The sequence below is a fragment of the Scandinavium sp. genome (genome assembly GCF_036271055.1).
In the GTDB taxonomy this organism is placed as follows: Bacteria; Pseudomonadota; Gammaproteobacteria; order Enterobacterales; family Enterobacteriaceae; genus Scandinavium.
Map to the genome: position 1 here is coordinate 188,809 of NZ_DATBBJ010000059.1, position 17,909 is coordinate 206,717.

Annotated in this window: 13 protein-coding genes; 8 read left to right on the plus strand and 5 right to left on the minus strand. The window is 54.0% G+C overall.

The features are described from left to right. Positions 1-66 precede the first annotated feature (66 nt). The 4 genes from VH187_RS08910 (at position 67) to VH187_RS08925 (ending at position 5,967) form a co-directional block, all read left to right on the plus strand. The gene (locus VH187_RS08910) at positions 67-966 is read left to right on the plus strand and encodes a glycyl-radical enzyme activating protein (protein WP_329701102.1); all 900 of its coding nucleotides are present in this window, start codon (positions 67-69) and stop codon (positions 964-966) included. A 4-nt stretch (positions 967-970) separates the two neighbouring features. Further along, entirely contained in the window at positions 971-3,403 is a 2,433-nt protein-coding gene (locus VH187_RS08915; protein WP_329701103.1) for a formate C-acetyltransferase/glycerol dehydratase family glycyl radical enzyme, read from the plus strand. A 318-nt stretch (positions 3,404-3,721) separates the two neighbouring features. Then, positions 3,722-4,537 (plus strand): Cof-type HAD-IIB family hydrolase, encoded by an 816-nt coding sequence (locus VH187_RS08920; protein WP_329701104.1) that lies wholly within the window; start codon positions 3,722-3,724, stop codon positions 4,535-4,537. Positions 4,538-4,701: 164 nt separating this feature from the next. Further along, positions 4,702-5,967 (plus strand): DUF1479 domain-containing protein, encoded by a 1,266-nt coding sequence (locus tag VH187_RS08925; RefSeq protein ID WP_329701105.1) that lies wholly within the window; start codon positions 4,702-4,704, stop codon positions 5,965-5,967. Here VH187_RS08925 and VH187_RS08930 read toward each other — a convergent pair. Beyond that, a complete protein-coding gene (locus VH187_RS08930; RefSeq protein ID WP_329701106.1) occupies positions 5,964-7,055 on the minus strand; it encodes a LacI family DNA-binding transcriptional regulator in 1,092 nt (363 codons plus the stop codon). The genes VH187_RS08925 and VH187_RS08930 overlap by 4 nt on opposite strands. A gap of 285 nt (positions 7,056-7,340) precedes the next feature. Between VH187_RS08930 and VH187_RS08935 the strand changes: the two genes are divergently transcribed. The 3 genes from VH187_RS08935 (at position 7,341) to VH187_RS08945 (ending at position 11,407) form a co-directional block, all read left to right on the plus strand. After that, positions 7,341-8,642: an MFS transporter gene (locus tag VH187_RS08935; protein ID WP_329701107.1), complete on the plus strand. Its 1,302-nt coding sequence runs from the start codon at positions 7,341-7,343 to the stop codon at positions 8,640-8,642. Positions 8,643-8,656: 14 nt separating this feature from the next. Further along, positions 8,657-11,020: a glycoside hydrolase family 31 protein gene (locus tag VH187_RS08940; protein WP_329701108.1), complete on the plus strand. Its 2,364-nt coding sequence runs from the start codon at positions 8,657-8,659 to the stop codon at positions 11,018-11,020. Between the two features lie 135 nt (positions 11,021-11,155). Continuing rightward, positions 11,156-11,407, plus strand: a complete 252-nt coding sequence (locus VH187_RS08945) for a hypothetical protein (RefSeq protein ID WP_329701109.1) — start codon at positions 11,156-11,158, stop codon at positions 11,405-11,407. A gap of 115 nt (positions 11,408-11,522) precedes the next feature. Here the strand turns inward: VH187_RS08945 and VH187_RS08950 are convergent, their stop codons facing one another. Next, on the minus strand, positions 11,523-13,118 hold the full coding sequence (locus VH187_RS08950) for an ABC-F family ATPase (protein WP_329701110.1): 1,596 nt from the start codon (positions 13,116-13,118) through the stop codon (positions 11,523-11,525). 227 nt (positions 13,119-13,345) lie between these two features. Here VH187_RS08950 and ldtB point away from each other — a divergent pair, with 227 nt between their 5' ends. Next, positions 13,346-14,266 carry a L,D-transpeptidase gene (gene ldtB, locus VH187_RS08955; RefSeq protein ID WP_329701111.1) on the plus strand — a complete coding sequence of 307 codons (921 nt, stop codon included), beginning with the start codon at positions 13,346-13,348 and terminating at the stop codon, positions 14,264-14,266. A 65-nt stretch (positions 14,267-14,331) separates the two neighbouring features. On the opposite strand, the gene VH187_RS08960 is transcribed toward ldtB, so the two are convergent. The 3 genes from VH187_RS08960 to VH187_RS08970 form a co-directional block, all read right to left on the minus strand. Then, positions 14,332-15,045 carry a GntR family transcriptional regulator gene (locus tag VH187_RS08960; RefSeq protein WP_329701112.1) on the minus strand — a complete coding sequence of 238 codons (714 nt, stop codon included), beginning with the start codon at positions 15,043-15,045 and terminating at the stop codon, positions 14,332-14,334. Positions 15,046-15,059: 14 nt separating this feature from the next. Continuing rightward, positions 15,060-16,379 (minus strand): PTS sugar transporter subunit IIC, encoded by a 1,320-nt coding sequence (locus VH187_RS08965; RefSeq protein WP_329701113.1) that lies wholly within the window; start codon positions 16,377-16,379, stop codon positions 15,060-15,062. Between the two features lie 100 nt (positions 16,380-16,479). Further along, the gene (locus tag VH187_RS08970; RefSeq protein ID WP_329701114.1) at positions 16,480-17,853 is read right to left on the minus strand and encodes a glycoside hydrolase family 1 protein; all 1,374 of its coding nucleotides are present in this window, start codon (positions 17,851-17,853) and stop codon (positions 16,480-16,482) included. Positions 17,854-17,909 lie beyond the last annotated feature (56 nt).

Sequence of the window (17,909 nt, forward strand, 5' to 3'; positions counted from 1 at the left end):
ACGCACATCAAAATCACTTTCATTCGAAAGTTATTTAATCTTTATACGAAAGCAAAGAGGCGAATTATGATTTTCAACATTCAGCGCTATTCCACCCACGATGGCCCCGGCATCCGCACCGTTGTCTTTATGAAAGGCTGCTCACTCGGTTGCCGCTGGTGCCAGAATCCGGAGAGCCGCGCGCGTTCACAGGACCTGCTTTTTGACGCCCGTTTGTGTCTCGTGGGCTGTGACCTTTGCCAAAAGGCAGCGCCAGGGGTGATTGAACGCACGCTGAATGGTCTGGTGATCCACCGCGAAAAACTCGAACAACCGCATCTGGATGCGCTCAACGACTGCTGCCCAACTCAGGCACTCACCATCTGCGGCGAAGTGAAAAGTGTCGATGAGATTATGGCAACGGTACTACGCGATAAACCGTTCTACGAACGCAGCGGCGGCGGCCTGACGCTTTCCGGCGGCGAACCGTTTATGAACCCTGAACTGGCACTTGAACTGTTAAAAACCACCCACGAGCAAGGCATTCATACCGCTGTGGAAACGTGTTTGCACGTACCGTGGCGCTATCTGGAACCCGCCCTGCCATACATCGACCTGTTCCTTGCCGATTTAAAACACGTCGACCCGGATAAATTTTTACAGTGGACTGACGGCTCGGCAAAACGCGTGTTGGATAACTTAAAACGGCTGGCGGCGGCGGGCAAAAAGATGACCATTCGCGTGCCGTTGATCCAGGGATTCAACGCCGATGAAGCGTCTATTGAAGCCATTACCGACTTTGCGGCTAACGAATTACACGTAAACGACATTCACTTTTTACCTTACCACACGCTCGGCATGAACAAATATAGCTTGCTCGGCGTGCCCTATTCTGCCCCTGACAAGCCGCTCGACGCTCCGGAACTGCTGGATTTTGCCCAACAGATTGCCAGGTCAAAAGGGCTGACTGCGACCCTACGAGGATAATACGATGACGACTTTGACTCTCGACAAACTGACCGCCCGCATTCAGGCGCACAAAAACGCACTGGTCCACATAGTGAAGCCGCCGGTCTGCACCGAGCGCGCTCAGCATTACACCACGATTTATCAGCGCCACCTGGATAAACCGATCCCGGTTCGCCGCGCACTGGCGTTGGCCCATCATCTGGCAGAACGCACCATCTGGATCAAACACGACGAGCTGATTATCGGCAACCAGGCAAGCGAAGTCCGCGCCGCGCCGATTTTCCCGGAATACACCGTCAGCTGGATTGAGAAAGAGATTGATGACCTTGCCGATCGTCCGGGCGCGGGCTTTGCGGTGAGCGAAGAGAACAAGCGCGTGCTGCATGAAATTTGCCCGTGGTGGAACGGTCAGACCGTGCAGGACCGCTGCTACGGCATGTTTACCGACGAACAAAAAGCGCTGCTGGCGACCGGGATCATTAAAGCCGAAGGCAATATGACATCCGGTGATGCCCATCTGGCAGTGAACTTCCCGCTGCTGCTGGAAAAAGGCCTCGACGGCCTGCGTGAGAAAGTGGCCGAGCGTCGCACGCGCATTAACTTGACCGTTCTGGAAGATTTGCACGGCGAACAGTTCCTAAAAGGTATTGATATCGTTCTGGAAGCGGTGAGCCTGCACATTAAACGCTTTGCGGAACTGGCACGTAAAATGGCGTCAGAAGAGAACCGTGAAACACGTCGTGACGAACTGCTGGCGATGGCAGAAAACTGTGACGTTATTGCGCATGAACCGCCGAAAACCTTCTGGCAGGCGCTGCAGTTGTGCTACTTCATTCAGTTGATCCTGCAAATTGAGTCCAACGGTCACTCGGTGTCGTTCGGTCGCATGGACCAGTATTTGTATCCGTTCTACCGCCGTGACGTTGAGCTGAATAATTCACTGCAACGTGAACAGGCGATTGAACTGCTGCACAGTTGCTGGCTGAAGCTGCTGGAAGTGAACAAAATTCGCTCCGGCTCGCATTCAAAAGCCTCTGCCGGCAGTCCGTTGTATCAGAACGTCACCATCGGCGGTCAAAGGCTGGTGAACGACGAAGCGATGGACGCGGTGAATCCGCTCTCTTACGCGATTCTGGAATCCTGCGGTCGCCTACGTTCCACTCAGCCCAACCTCAGCGTGCGTTATCACGCGGGGATGAGCAGCGATTTCCTCGACGCCTGCGTGCAGGTTATTCGCTGCGGTTTCGGCATGCCGGCGTTCAACAACGATGAGATCGTTATCCCTGAATTCATTAAACTCGGCATCGAAAAAGAAGACGCCTACGATTACGCCGCCATCGGCTGTATCGAAACGGCGGTGGGCGGCAAGTGGGGCTATCGCTGCACCGGCATGAGTTTCATCAACTTCGCCCGCGTGATGCTGGCCGCGATGGAAGGTGGGCGTGATGCCACCAGCGGCGAAGTGTTCCTGCCACAGGCAAAAGCGCTGTCGCGAGGCAACTTCGGCGGCTTCGATGAAATCATGGCGGCGTGGGATACGCAGATTCGCTACTACACCCGTAAATCGATTGAAATCGAATACGTGGTCGACACCATGCTGGAAGAAAATGTGCCGGATATTCTGTGCTCGGCGCTGGTCGACGACTGCATTGAACGGGCGAAGAGCATCAAAGAAGGTGGCGCGAAATACGATTGGGTGTCTGGCTTACAAGTAGGAATTGCGAACCTCGGCAACAGTCTGGCGGCAGTCAAAAAACTGGTGTTCGAACAGGGCGCAATTGGACAGCAACAACTCGCCGCCGCGCTTGCCGATGACTTCGACGGGTTGACGCACGAACAATTGCGCCAGCGTCTGATTAACGGCGCGCCGAAATACGGTAACGATGATGACAGCGTTGATGCCCTGCTGGTGCGCGCGTATCAGACCTATATCGACGAATTGAAGCAGTATCACAACCCGCGTCACGGACGTGGTCCTATCGGTGGTGATTATTACGCGGGTACGTCATCTATTTCCGCCAACGTACCGTTCGGTGCCGCGACGATGGCAACGCCTGACGGACGCAAAGCGCATACTCCGCTGGCAGAAGGCGCAAGCCCGGCGTCCGGCACCGATCATCTCGGCCCAACGGCGGTGATTGGCTCAGTCGGCAAACTGCCGACGGCGGCAATCCTCGGCGGCGTGCTGCTGAACCAGAAGCTCAACCCGGCGACGCTCGATAACGACAGCGACCGCCAGAAGCTGATGGTACTGCTGCGTACCTTCTTCGAAGTGCATAAGGGCTGGCACATTCAGTACAACATTGTGTCGCGCGAAACGCTGCTGGAAGCGAAGAAACATCCGGATCAGTATCGTGATTTGGTGGTGCGCGTGGCGGGTTATTCGGCGTTCTTCACCGCCCTGTCGCCGGATGCGCAGGACGATATTATTGCTCGTACGGAACATACACTTTAACGTTCTGATTGCCCGGTGGCGCTCCGCTTACCGGGCCTACGCCCAGACTGAAAACACCTGATACTGTAGGCCCAGCAAGCACCGCGCCGTCGGGCAAGTACTCATCCTGTTTGCCCTATGGATTTCGTGTTGTGCCCAGGCGGCAAGTTTGTAAGTCCCCAGGAGCTTATATAAATAAGTGACTGGGGCGCGCAAACTCTGCCAACAACCCCACAGCGCGAAAGACGACGGGTAAACTTTCGAATGAAATAAATTTGGGATTCTCGTCACATTGTAATTAGAATGTTGCTGGTCGCAGTCACAGCCAGGAGCCTTCGTATGACCGTTAAAGTTATCGTCACCGATATGGACGGAACTTTTCTTAATGATGCCAAGCAGTACAATCGTGAACGCTTTTTGGCGCAGTTCCAGCAGCTTAAGCAGCGCGGCATTGAGTTCGTCGTTGCCAGCGGCAATCAGTACTATCAGCTCATTTCCTTCTTCCCGGAAATCCGCGACCAGATTTCCTTCGTTGCCGAAAACGGCGCGCTGGTCTATCAGCATGGCCAGGAGTTGTTCCACGGTGAGTTGACCCGTCACGAATCCCAGGTCGTGATTGGCGAACTGCTGAAAGATCCGCAACTGAATTTCGTGGCCTGTGGCCTGGAAAGCGCGTACGTCAGCGACAAAGCACCGGAAGCCTTCGTCAAGCTGATGTCAAAACACTACCATCGTCTGAAACCCATTTCTGACTTCCAGCAGATCGACGATAAGATTTTCAAGTTCTCACTTAATCTGCCGGACAGCGAAATTCCCCAACTGATTGATGTTCTTCACTTGTCGCTCGATGGCATTATGAAGCCCGTCACCAGCGGTTTCGGCTTTGTCGATTTGATTATTCCGGGCCTGCATAAAGCCAACGGCATCAGTCGTCTGCTGAAAAACTGGCAGCTTTCGCCACAGGAATGTGTCGGCATTGGCGACAGCGGGAACGACGCTGAAATGTTGAAGCTGGTGAAATATTCGTTTGCCATGACCAACGCCGCCGACAGTATCAAAGCGATTGCGCGCTATCAGACCGACGACAATAATCACGAAGGCGCGCTGAATGTCATTCAGGCCGTGCTGGATAACGCTTCCCCGTTCGACGTCTGACCCGAAGTCGGAGCGGCCTGCTCCGGTCTTTCTCTCTCTTTTCTGTGCCTTCTTTCCTGGATTGTGGATCTCATCAAGTTTTTTAACTTGCATTAACCTCTTTTTAACTTAAAGTATCACTTGTAAGTTAAATTACTTTCGAATGAAAGATTAAGAGGTCCACCATGGCGCTTTCCTTTAGTAGTGAAACCCTCCCTGCCGACCACAAAGCGGCAATCCGTGAACTGAAAAAAGCACTGCGCGCGCAGATCGGCGATGTGCAGGCCGTCTTCGACCAACTCACCGCCCACATCGAAACGCGCGTGGCAGAAATTGATGCGCTGAAAGCGGCCGGAAAAACCGTGTGGCCAGTTGTGACTTATAGCGATTTGGCTGACGGCAAAGTGACGGACGCTCAGCGTGAGGAAATCAAGCGTCGTGGTTGTGCGGTGATCAAAGGACATTTCCCGCGTGAACAGGCGCTCGGCTGGGATCGCTCGATGCTGGATTATCTCGACCGCAATCAGTTTGATGAAATCTACAAAGGACCGGGGGATAACTTCTTCGGCACACTGACCGCTTCGCGCCCGGAGATCTACCCGATCTACTGGTCACAGGCGCAAATGCAGGCGCGGCAAAGCAATGAAATGGCAGCAGTGCAGTCATTCCTCAACCGCTTATGGCGCTTTGAAAGCGAAGGCAAGCAGTGGTTTAACCCGGACGTGAGCGTGATTTACCCGGATCGCATTCGCCGCCGCCCACCGGGCACCACTTCAAAAGGCCTTGGCGCGCATACCGATTCCGGGGCGCTGGAACGCTGGCTGTTGCCCGCGTATCAGCAAGTATTCGCCAACGTATTCAATGGTGATTTTACCCATTTCGATCCGTGGGACGCGGCGCACCGCACCGATGTGGAAGAGTATACGGTGGAGAACACTACCAAATGTTCGGTGTTCCGTACTTTCCAGGGCTGGACCGCGCTGTCGGAGATGATCCCGAATCAAGGGTTGCTGCACGTCGTGCCGATCCCGGAAGCGATGGCGTACATATTACTGCGTCCGTTGCTGGATGATGTACCGGAAGATGAGTTGTGCGGCGTGGCGCCGGGGCGAGTCCTGCCGATTTCCGAGCAGTGGCACCCGCTGCTTACCAAAGCGTTGACCTCTATTCCAGCACTGGAACCGGGTGATTCAGTGTGGTGGCACTGTGATGTGATCCACTCTGTCGCGCCGGTTAACGAGCAGCAAGGCTGGGGCAACGTGATGTATATTCCGGCGGCCCCGATGTGCGAAAAAAATCTCGCCTACGCGCAGAAAGTGAAAGTAGCGCTGGAAAACGGGGCATCGCCAGGCGATTTCCCGCGCGAAGATTACGAAGCCAACTGGGAAGATCGTTTCACGCTGAATGACCTGAACATCCACGGCAAGCGCGCGTTGGGCATGGTCGATTAATCATCATATAGCCCTTCGCGCACCACGGCGGTACGTCGCTTTCCGGGACGTATCCGCCGTACCGATTCGCGCACCGACAACGTACCATGCAACAACAGTGAACCGCAGGGGGCTTCCGGGCGAATGAGTCGCTGTTGCAGCATCTGCACCGCCTCTGTGCCGAGTTCGTCGCGCGGCACATGAATGGCGGTGAGCGGTACGTCCTGTATCGCCGCAAGGTTAAAACCATCAATGCTCATCACCGAGACATCTTGTGGTACTCGCAAACCCCGCTGCTGTAGCGCGTTAATGGTCCCCGCCGCCATAAAATCTCCACCGACCAGAAACGCTGTCGGCAACGGCTTTTCACCTTGCGCATCCAGCCATGCACCGACTTTCTCTTCTGTCTCTTTAGCGCTAAAGCTCGGGACCGCAATCAAATCGCTCGCGTCCTGAAAACGCAGATTACCGTTCTTCCACGCCTCGCGAATACCCACCAGCCGCAGCTCCATGGTGTAGCGCCGCAGACACATAACGTTCATCACCGCCCGATGGCCCATGTCGAACAGGTAACGCGCGGCAAACTGACCGATCAACCGGTGATCAGGCGCTATCGACGGCAACCGCATTTTTTCATCGCGACAGTTAATCAGCACACAGGGTTTGGCAAAATCAGCGGCCAGGTCATGAATGTGCGGGTCGTCGATGCCAAGCAGGATCGCCGCCTGCGTTTCCCCTTCGTTCATGCGCGCCAGAAACAGGTTGGCATCGCTGTCGTTTTCTTCCAGCGCGCAGTAACGCAGGCGCACTTCGTGAGGAGAAAGCGCTTTGTTGATGCTCTGGATCACGCGGTAATAAAAGATGTCGGACCGCTCGTCGAACGCGCGCTGTGGCGCAAAGACAATCAGGCTGTTGAGCAGCATTCTTCCGGCCGCCATGCCGTCCATTACGCCCAACTCTCGGGCGCAACTCAGCACGCGATCACGCGCCTTTTCACTGGTATTGGCTTTGCCCGCTAACACCCTTGAAACGGTGCTCGCCGAGAGCCCGGTACGCGCCGATATTTCAGCGATTTTGAGCTTTTTGTCCATTTTGTGATCTACCTCCATTTCGCAAATGAAAGAATTTTCACGAGATAATTTCCCTTTATTTAAGGGGGAAAGGTTAATTAAAAGGGAGTATATCGCCACCTCATGAAAAAACTTGCATAAATTGCACTATTGCGCCCGATTTTTCTGCCCTACTCTGAATTGGCCTGACAACTTCCATACTAGTTATCCGGTAGCTTACCAAAAGAAAACCATTAGGTTTCAAGAAAATAGAAAAACTGGTGTGACAACTCACGGAATGAGTGGGTTCTCTTCCCCCCTACAAACCGTCTTATGGAGAATTCTATGAGCCAAGGTATTAACAACGATGTTACGGTCAGCAAATCGCGCCGCGTGGTGAAAAATCTGCGTTGGTGGGTGCTGGTGCTTTTTCTTCTGGGCGTGACCGTTAACTACATTACACGCAACTCGCTGGGCATTCTGGCCCCTGAACTCAAAACCGAACTCGGCATTACTACCGAACAATATTCGTGGATTGTCGGCGCGTTCCAGCTCGCCTATACGATTTTCCAGCCCATCTGCGGCTGGCTGATTGACGTAATTGGCCTCAAGCTCGGCTTTATGGTGTGCGCCACACTGTGGGCGATTGCCTGTATCGCGCACGCCGGAGCCGGAAGCTGGCTACATATGGCGCTGCTGCGCTTCGGCATGGGCGCATCAGAAGCGGCAGCCACGCCTGCTAACGCCAAAACCATTGGCGAGTGGTTCCCGAAATCGGAACGCCCTGTCGCTGCCGGTTGGGCAGGCGTCGGTTTTTCGATTGGGGCGATGTTAGCACCGCCAATTATCTACTTTGCCCACGCCTCTTTCGGCTGGCAGGGTGCGTTTATGTTTACCGGTTTCCTCGCGCTGGTGTGGGTCGCATTGTGGTGGGCGTTCTATCACAATCCGGAACAGCACCCGAACCTGAGCAAAGAAGAACTGGCGTACATTCAGCAAGATAACGAGCCGCCAGCAGTTAAACTGCCGTTCCTGACAGCCCTGAGCAACATCAGCAAAAACAAACGCTTCTACGGCATCGCCATTCCGGCCTTTATGGCAGAACCGGCCTGGGCGGTGATGAGCTTCTGGGTGCCGCTGTATCTCGCCAAAACTTACGGCATGGAGCTGAAACAGATTGCCCTCTTTGCGTGGCTGCCGTTCCTCGCCGCCGATCTCGGCAGCGTCGCCAGCGGCTATCTGACCAAACTGTATACCCGCCTGTTCGGCTGCACCCGAGTGAACTCCGTGGTCGCCTCCTCCGTTTCCGGCGCGTTCCTGATGCTGTCGCTGGCGATGATGGCCTTCACCACCAATCCGTATGTAGCGATTGCGCTGATCTCCGTCGGCGGTTTCGGTCACCAGATCATCTCCTGCATGTTGAGCGCCCTGGTCGTTGAATCCTTCGACAAAGGCCAGATGGCGACGGTCAACGGGATGCGTGGCTCCGCCGCGTGGATCGCAAGCTTTGCCTTCTCACTGATTATTGGGGTGACCGCCGACAAAATTGGCTTTAACCCGCTGTTCATCGCCATGGGCTTCTTTGACCTGATTGGCGCTATTTTCCTGGTTGCATTTATTGCTGAACGTCGCGCCAAGCGCGCCTGAGTGTAGGTTTAATTATGAAGACGCTTAAACACTGGACTTTCGATAAACAATCCGCCCATCACGTGGAACTGATCGTCGACGGGCAGCACACTCTGTGCCTGTACATGCTGGAAGAAAATCTGTTCCGCGTGTTGCTCAAACGCCAGGGCAAACTGGCACTCGACAAAACCTGGAGCATTGCACCAGAGCAGGACGTACCGTGGGAAGGCCGTTCGCGTGACGATCTGTCGGGCTTCAGCCTGCCGTCATGGACGCTGGAAAAAGATGACAATCAGTTGACCATCAGCACTTCGCAACTGCGCGTGACGGTACATCAGCCGCTGTGGCTGGAGTGGCATTACCGTAATGAAGCGGGCGAATGGCAGTACCTGACCGGAGACCGCCCAACCAGTGCCTACCTGGTGAATGCCCACGGCGATGGCGTGGCACATTATCTGAAACGTCAGAAAGATGAACGCTTCTATGGCCTCGGTGAAAAAGCGGGTGATTTGCAGCGTACCGGTAAGCGATTTGAAATGCGCAACCTCGATGCGATGGGCTATAACGCCGCCAGCACTGACCCGCTGTACAAACATATTCCGTTCACCATTACCCGCCGCGATGACGTCAGCGTTGGCCTGTTCTATGACAACCTGAGCAGTAGCTGGTTGGATCTGGGTAACGAACTCGACAACTATCACACCGCCTATCGCCGCTGGCAGGCAGAATCGGGCGATATCGACTACTACCTGTTCACTGGGAAACGAGTGCTGGATATCACCAAATCCTTCGTGCGGCTGACCGGAAAAACGCTGTTTGGCCCGAAATGGAGCCTCGGTTACAGCGGCTCGACCATGCATTACACCGATGCGCCGGACGCGCAAAACCAGCTGATGAACTTTATTCGCCTGACCGACGAACACGCTATTCCGTGCGATTCATTCCAGCTTTCGTCCGGTTACACCTCAATTAACGGCAAGCGCTACGTGTTCAACTGGAACTACGACAAAGTGCCGCAGCCGAAAGTGATGAGTAAAGCGTTCCATGACGCGGGGCTGAAACTGGCGGCGAACATTAAGCCGTGCCTGTTGCAGGATCACCCGCGCTATAACGAAGTGGCGGAGAAAGGCTTGTTTGTGCGCGATTCAGAAGCTGACGCACCAGAGCGCTCCGTTTTCTGGGATGACGAAGGCTCGCACCTCGATTTCACCAACCCGGCGACCGTCGCCTGGTGGCAGGAAGGCGTCACCACACAATTGCTGGAAATGGGGATCGACTCCACCTGGAACGATAATAACGAATACGAAGTGTGGGATGGCGAAGCGCGCTGCCACGGTTTTGGTCAGGAAATCGCGATTAAGCACGTGCGTCCGGTGATGCCGCTGTTGATGATGCGCGCCTCGATGGAAGCACAGCAACGTTTCGCTCCGGAAAAGCGCCCATATCTGATTTCCCGCTCCGGCTGTGCCGGAATGCAGCGTTATGTCCAGACCTGGAGCGGCGATAACCGCACCAACTGGGACACTCTGCGCTACAACACCCGCATGGGCGTCGGCATGAGTTTATCTGGCTTGTTCAACGTCGGTCACGACGTCGGCGGTTTCTCTGGTGATAAACCAGACGCCGAACTGTTCGTGCGCTGGGTACAAAATGGCGTGATGCATCCACGTTTTACCATTCACTCGTGGAATGACGACCAGACCGTTAACGAACCGTGGATGTATCCGGCAATCACTCCGGCCATCCGTGGGGCCATTGAGCTGCGTTACCGTCTGCTGCCTTATCTGTATACCTTGCTGTGGCAAGCGCATGCCGACGACGAACCGATGTTGCGCCCAACGTTCCTCGATCACGAACACGATGCGCAGACGTTCGAAGAGTGTGATGACTTCCTGCTGGGCCGTGACCTGCTGGTCGCCAGCGTCGTTGAACAGGGTCAGCGTAAACGCCACGTTTGGCTGCCAGCCAACGAAACCGGCTGGTACGATTTCTATACCGGCGAATGGTTCTCCGGCGGTCAACACATTACCGTCGATGCGCCACTGGAAAAACTGCCGCTGCTCGTGCGCGCCGGGGCTGGTCTGCCGATGAGCGATCGCATTAAACACGTCAATGCTGCCGCCGACGATAACCGTGAACTGAAACTGTTCCCGCTGAAAGGTGTGGGCAAAGACGCTGGACTGCTGTTTGAAGATGACGGCGAAACCTGGGGGTATAAAGACGGCAAAGCGCTGTGGCTGGAATGGGAAATGGAATGCTCGGGCAGCGCCATCAACCTGACGTTCAACCCGCGCGGCGATTTCCGTCCGGCGTGGAAATCCCTGAAAGTGACGTTACCGGCAGGCGAGAAACGCCAATTGCTGATAAACGGCAAAGCCGCCAGCGAGTGGAGTCTGTAGCCCTTCCCGTTTGAGACTGGCTTCACAGATTGATGTCCAGCTGTAACAAAATACGCCACGACTGTAATCCAGCGTGGCGTTTTTCATGCGGCGGATATAACGTAAGAGAGCCCCCTACTTTGCGGACCTCTCATCATGAAAATTTCTACCGCTGTTGTTGTTGCTCTGGCCCTTTGCTCCACCAGCGCGTTAGCGTTCCAGGAAAAACCGTCCCCAGAAATCGCCGTTCAGTCGTCTGGCTCGACGAAATCTACTGCTATTAGCCGTTTCTCAGGGGATGAAAATGACGGTGCGATTGTGCAGGCTTACGGTCCAGGTACTTTTACCAGCACACAGACCACTGAGAATGGTTATCCTGTGCCCGCTCCTCGCCATCAAAGACAGTGATAGAGAAACGTAGATTATCCGACCAGGGGATTTTGAGGCGTTAAGGGATGTTTAGAAAGGAGAGCGCTGAGGGAAAAGACCCCGGTCACGCAGGCGCGCGCCGGGGTATTGGCATTTAGCCGTCGATACCTTTGCTGCGCAGGTAATCTTCGTAATTGCCGCTGAAGTCGATGACGCGTTCTGGCGTAATCTCAATCACGCGGGTTGCCAGAGAAGAAACGAATTCACGGTCATGGGAAACGAAAATCAGGGTGCCCGGATACATTTCCAGCGCCATGTTCAACGATTCGATCGATTCCATATCCAGGTGGTTGGTCGGTTCGTCCATCACCAGAATGTTCGGTTTTTGCATCATCAGCTTGCCGAACAACATACGACCTTTCTCACCACCGGAAAGCACTTTCGCAGGCTTCTTGATGTCGTCCTGGCTGAACAGCAGACGACCGAGGAAGCTGCGCACCACCTGCTCGTCATCGCCTTCTTGTTTCCACTGGCTCATCCAGTCGAACACGGTGAGATCGTTTTCGAACTCATACTCGTGATCCTGAGCGTAGTAGCCAATTTTCACGTTTTCGGACCACTTCACGGTGCCGCTCTCTGGGGTTAAATCACCCACCAGCGTTTTCAGAAGCGTAGTTTTACCGATGCCGTTAGTACCGAGGATTGCCAGTTTCTCGCCCACTTCCAGCAGCAGATTGATGTCTTTAAACAGCGGACCGTTATCAAAGCCTTTGGTGAGTTTTTCCACTTCCAGCGCGTTACGGAACAATTTCTTGTCCTGTTCGAAACGGATGAACGGGTTCTGACGGCTGGAGGCTTTCACTTCATCCAGTTTAATTTTGTCAATCTGACGGGCGCGAGACGTTGCCTGACGAGATTTAGAAGCGTTGGCGCTAAAGCGGCTGACGAAGGATTGCAGGTCAGCAATTTGCGCTTTTTTCTTGGCGTTATCGGACAGCAGACGTTCACGCGCCTGGGTAGCCGCAGTCATGTATTCGTCGTAGTTACCGGAGTAAACGCGCAGCTCACCGTAATCGAGATCGGCCATGTGAGTACAGACCATGTTAAGGAAGTGACGGTCATGCGAGATGATAACCATGGTGCTGTTACGCTCGTTGAGCACGCTTTCCAGCCAGCGAATGGTGTCGATGTCCAGGTTGTTCGTCGGTTCATCGAGCAGCAGAATGTCCGGGTTGGAGAACAGTGCCTGCGCCAACAGCACACGCAGTTTCCAGCCTGGTGCGACTTCGCTCATCGGGCCGTAATGCTGTTCTACAGGAATGCCTACACCGAGCAGCAGTTCGCCCGCACGTGATTCCGCAGAGTAGCCGTCCATTTCGCCGTAGGTGACTTCGAGGTCAGCAACTTTGTAACCGTCCTCTTCACTCATTTCAGCGAGGCTGTAAATGCGATCGCGTTCTTGCTTCACTTCCCACAGCTCAGCGTGACCCATGATAACGGTGTCGAGCACGGAGAATTCTTCGAAGGCGAATTGATCCTGACGCAGCTTACCGATGCGTTCGTTCGGATCGAGCGAGACGTTACCGAGAGACGGCTCTAAGTCGCCTCCCAAAATTTTCATGAAGGTGGATTTACCGCTTCCGTTGGCGCCAATCAGGCCGTAACGGTTGCCGCCGCCAAATTTCACGGAGATGTTTTCGAACAGCGGCTTACTGCCGAACTGCATGGTGACGTTACTGGTAACTAACACGGGAGTATCCTAAAAGATGTGACAAACGGCCTATTTTGCCACAATTGGGAATAAAAATCGCCTTGCACGTGCACTCTGAATGCTGTCAGCATGAAGCGATACGGTGAAAAAAATGTGATTTCGTCCACATCTGATTTCCCTGCGGCACGGAATGCACATATAATGCGCTCCCATTAAGGGTTCTATTTCTCTCACAACAGCCTCGTGGCACCGATACTTCGCATAAGATGAAAATGAAAATATCTACGCTTTTCGCGGCAGCTTTTGCCGTTATGGGCTTTTGCAACACTGCATCAGCTGTGACCTATCCTCTGCCAACTGACGGTAGCCGTCTGGTGGGTCAGAATCAGGTGATCACTATCCCTGATGACAACAAGCAGCCACTCGAGTATTTCGCGGCGCAGTATCAGATGGGTCTGTCCAACATGACCGAAGCTAACCCGGGAATTGACGTGTATCTGCCGAAAGGCGGCACCGTGCTCAACGTTCCGCAGCAGCTGATCCTGCCGGACACTCCGCACGAAGGCATTGTCATCAACAGCGCTGAAATGCGTCTGTACTACTACCCGGCAGGCACTAACACGGTTATCGTGCTGCCAATCGGTATCGGCCAGTTGGGTAAAGATACGCCGATCAACTGGACCACCAAAGTTGAACGTAAGAAAGCCGGCCCAACCTGGACGCCAACCGCCAAAATGCACGCGGAATATATTGCTGCAGGCAACCCGCTGCCAGCCGTAGTTCCTGCTGGCCCGGACAACCCTATGGGTCTGTACGCGCTGTACATTGGTCGCCTGTACGCTATCCACGGCACTAACGCCAACTTTGGTATTGGTCTGCGTGTAAGCCACGGCTGTGTGCGTCTGCGTAACGACGACATCAAGTTCCTGTTCCAGAATGTGCCAGTAGGTACACGCGTGCAGTTCATTGATGAGCCTGTTAAAGCAACCACTGAGCCAGACGGCAGCCGTTACATCGAGGTTCACAACCCGCTGTCCACGACTGACGCGCAGTTCAACGGCGGCGAAATCGTGCCAATCACGCTGAACAAATCAGTCCAGGCCATCACCGGTCAGGCTGATGTCGACAGCACCGTGGTTGACCAGGCCGTACAAGATCGCTCAGGTATGCCGGTTCGTTTGAACTAATAGCTGAACGCGAAGTACAAAAAAGGCGAGTTTCACGACTCGCCTTTTTTATTGCCGAAAATTCATCAGCCGTTGTTCACGATAACAATCCCGCCGTGATCATAGCGGTAATGACAGTGGGCATATTCCAGCGGCGTGCCGTCTTCCAGATAAATCACCTGCTCCACTTCCAGCACCGGATCGCTCGCCTCGCAAACCAAATGCTGCTGTTCAAGTTCGCCCGGTTTAATCGCCCGTACCACACGGTATGATCCCATAATCTTGAGCCCCAGCGTTTCGACATACTGAAACACCGAGCTTTCAAGATGGCCCTTGTTAAGGCCGGGCACCAGATTCACCGGCATCACGGTTGAGTCCAACGACATCGGTTCACCATTGAGCAAACGCAGGCGCACAAAATCATAGACCGGCGCATCAGCGTTAATCAGCAGTGAAGACTGTTCTTTTTCAGTGGGAAAGCGTAATTCAAAGCGCACCACCTGACTGCTGACCGTGCCCAGATGCTCCCAGGTTTTGGTCGCACCAAAGTAGTCGCTACCGGGCAAATCCCACTGCGAAAGCTGGAGGAAGTTTTTACGCACAAACGTGCCCTGCCCCTGACGCGTGTAGATAAGCCCTTCAACTATCAGCTGACGGATCGCCTGCTGAATGGTCATGCGGCTGGTTTCAAACTCCGCCGCAAGCGCAAATTGATCGGGCAACGGCGAGCTGGCGGGATACCGCTGGCTGATGATCCGCTTCTTGATTTCTCGCGCGATAGCAAGGTACTTCGCCGCCATTGCCCTTTCCTTATTTAATCTGTTATCCCGTTGTTTCTTAAGGCCACTCGCTCAGAAATCTTGAGGAAAGGCAGGTAGAAGAATACACCAAAGACGATGATTATCAACTGAACCACCACCGCTCGCCAGTCTCCTGCCGTCGCCAGCCAGGCACTCAGAACTGGCGGCGTGGTCCAGGGGATCATCACCACGCAACGCGACATTAACCCGAGCGTGGTACAAACCCACGCGAAGAAAATGCCGATAGCGGGCAGCAACACAAACGGGATCATCAGCGGCACGTTAAACACAATCGGCAGACCGAAAATCACCGGTTCGTTGATGTTGAACAGCCCCGGCGTAATGGCCAGCCGAGCGACCTGTTTCGATGCTTTCTGACGCGAGAACAAGAAGATAGCAATCAGCAGAGAAATCGTGCTACCCGTGCCGCCGACCATACCGAACGTCGGTACGAAGATATTATTGATGATGTGCGGAATAGGTTGCCCGGCGGCGTACGCCAGCATGTTCTCATTGGTGTTAATCAGCAGGAACGGCTCGAGCACCACGCTGTTGACCACCGACTGGTGGATACCTAGCGTGAACAGAAAGTTACCAAAACTGTAGATAAAAATCGTGCCTGGCAAACTGGTGTTGATCAACCGCAACGGCTGCTGGATAAGCGTCGTGATCAGATGAATCAAATCCGTGTGCAGCAGGTTATTCAACAACGCCGCAAAGACCGCAAACAGTGACAGCGTAATGATTGTCGGCAACAGCGAGGAGAAAGACTGACTCACCGCAGGCGGCACGTTTTCACCGAGATTGATTTCGAGGCGCTTAAACTGCGCGATGCGGATAAATATTTCCGTCGCTAATAAGCCAATAATCACCCCAGCGAAAATGCCGGTAGAACCGATATTGGCGAAGGTCAGAATAGAGGTCAGACTGACCGCCACTTTCCCGCCAACGGGCACCATATCCACCTGCATTGGCATCATAATAATGAAGCTACACAACGCAATGACGACGGCCGAAACCGGGTTGCCGAAGTTTTTGTTCCGCGCCAGCGACCACGCTATCATTGGCGCTATCAAAAGTGCGGCAATGTTCAGCGTGCCGTTGATGATCGCCTCCCCCCAGACCTTGAAGCGCACCAGCGTGTCGCCTTCAAAAACCCTGGGGAACACCACGTTGTTCACCAGGACAGCAAGACCTGCCAGAATAAAAATCGGCATGACACCGGCAAACGCGTCGCGCAAAGAACGCAGGTGAACCTGGTTTGCAATGCGCGCCGAAAACTCGACGAAGCGATCGGTAAAAGACTGCATATTGGATGTAACGTTATCAGACATTTGCAGAGACCTTTTCTTCACTCACTCCCATTTCCCGTCAACCTTCGAGCCAGCGGGTGCGGCTCAAAGGTTGACAGAAATAACCCGGCTCGGCTTTGCCTTACATCTCTTCGCCGTTGCTGCGGATCGCCTGTTTTAACCACGCGTAGCTTTTCTTCGGCACGCGCTTCAAGTCTTTCAGATCGTGGTTTTCGCGGTTGACGTACACCACGCCGTAGCGTTTACGCATGTCGCCCTGCGAACTCAGAATGTCGATAAGCCCCCAGCCGAGATAGCCGATCACGTCCGCGCCGTCTTCAAGAATCGCGTCTTTCATGGCGTTGATGTGATCGCGGTGATAAGCGATGCGATAGTCATCGGCAATCTGATTCACGCCGTCCCATTGCTCAATGACGCCGATACCGTTTTCAATCGGGAATACCGGCATGCGCCAGTCGTTGTAGTAGCGGGTGATGATGCTGCGGAAACCAAGCGGATCGATCTGCCAGTTCCATTCGGTGGCTTTCAGGAACGGGTTATTTTTATCACCGTATTTCAGGTAATAGTTCACCTCAGTGCCTTCCGGGATTGGGTCTGTATCGAGCGTACGACTGGCGTAATAACTGAACGCCATGTAGTCGTTTTTGTTGCTGTTAATCAGCGCCAAATCTTCTTCACGATAGATATCTTCGAAGCCTTCGCGCTTCACCACCGCCATCACTTCCGGGCTGTAGCCTTCGCCTGCGTATACACGCAGCAGGTTCTGGTTGAGGAATTCGTCGTACTGCTGCGCACAGAAGATATCGCGCGGTTTGCAGGTCGCCGGGTAAATCAACTGATGCGCTAACATGCCGCCCATCAGTTTGCCCGGATGGGTCTGCTGCAGGTATTTGGTCAGCTTAACGTGCGCCACCATCGTGTGGTGCTGGATTTCATACAGCTCGCGTAGGGTTTCGTCGCCGCGCATATAGCCCGAAATGCGGAACGCTATCGGCATGTGGAAAATGTTCTGTTCGTTGAAGGTCAGCCAGTATTTCACCTTGTCACCGTAGCAATCGATCATCTTCTCGCCGTAACGTACGAATGCGTCCATCACCCGGCGATCGTTGAAACCGTTGTACTCTTCGGCCAGCGCCAACGGCATGTCGAAGTGATAGAGACAGATCATCGGCTCGATGCCGCGCGAAATCAGTCCGTCGATAAAACGGTGGTAAAACGCGATGCCTTCTTCATTGAACGCACCATCACCGGTCGGGCAAACGCGGCTCCAGGCAATCTGGAAACGGTAGCAGTTCATGCCCAAATCCTGCATTAAATCAAAATCTTCCTCGAAACGGTGGTACGAATCGGTGGCCACTTTCCAGTCGGACGCAAACTCGCTCGGCTCGCGAATGTCATACACTGATTTGCCCTTCCCGCCTTCGTTCCATGCACCTTCGGTCTGCATGCTGGACACCGAGTTACCCCATAAAAAATCCTTCGGCAGTTTCTTCATCGTTGCTCTCCGTCTATATGACTAGTCATTTAAGTTTCATGACTAGTCATATAGAA

What these genes read in the sequence shown, in the direction of transcription:
- VH187_RS08910 (WP_329701102.1), top strand. Translation starts at nt 67, where the DNA reads ATGATTTTCAACATTCAGCGCTATTCCACCCACGATGGCCCCGGCATC.
- VH187_RS08915 (WP_329701103.1), top strand. Translation starts at nt 971, where the DNA reads ATGACGACTTTGACTCTCGACAAACTGACCGCCCGCATTCAGGCGCAC.
- VH187_RS08920 (WP_329701104.1), top strand. Translation starts at nt 3,722, where the DNA reads ATGACCGTTAAAGTTATCGTCACCGATATGGACGGAACTTTTCTTAAT.
- VH187_RS08925 (WP_329701105.1), top strand. Translation starts at nt 4,702, where the DNA reads ATGGCGCTTTCCTTTAGTAGTGAAACCCTCCCTGCCGACCACAAAGCG.
- VH187_RS08930 (WP_329701106.1), bottom strand. Translation starts at nt 7,055, where the DNA reads ATGGAGGTAGATCACAAAATGGACAAAAAGCTCAAAATCGCTGAAATA.
- VH187_RS08935 (WP_329701107.1), top strand. Translation starts at nt 7,341, where the DNA reads ATGAGCCAAGGTATTAACAACGATGTTACGGTCAGCAAATCGCGCCGC.
- VH187_RS08940 (WP_329701108.1), top strand. Translation starts at nt 8,657, where the DNA reads ATGAAGACGCTTAAACACTGGACTTTCGATAAACAATCCGCCCATCAC.
- VH187_RS08945 (WP_329701109.1), top strand. Translation starts at nt 11,156, where the DNA reads ATGAAAATTTCTACCGCTGTTGTTGTTGCTCTGGCCCTTTGCTCCACC.
- ldtB (WP_329701111.1), top strand. Translation starts at nt 13,346, where the DNA reads ATGAAAATGAAAATATCTACGCTTTTCGCGGCAGCTTTTGCCGTTATG.
- VH187_RS08960 (WP_329701112.1), bottom strand. Translation starts at nt 15,045, where the DNA reads ATGGCGGCGAAGTACCTTGCTATCGCGCGAGAAATCAAGAAGCGGATC.
- VH187_RS08965 (WP_329701113.1), bottom strand. Translation starts at nt 16,379, where the DNA reads ATGTCTGATAACGTTACATCCAATATGCAGTCTTTTACCGATCGCTTC.
- VH187_RS08970 (WP_329701114.1), bottom strand. Translation starts at nt 17,853, where the DNA reads ATGAAGAAACTGCCGAAGGATTTTTTATGGGGTAACTCGGTGTCCAGC.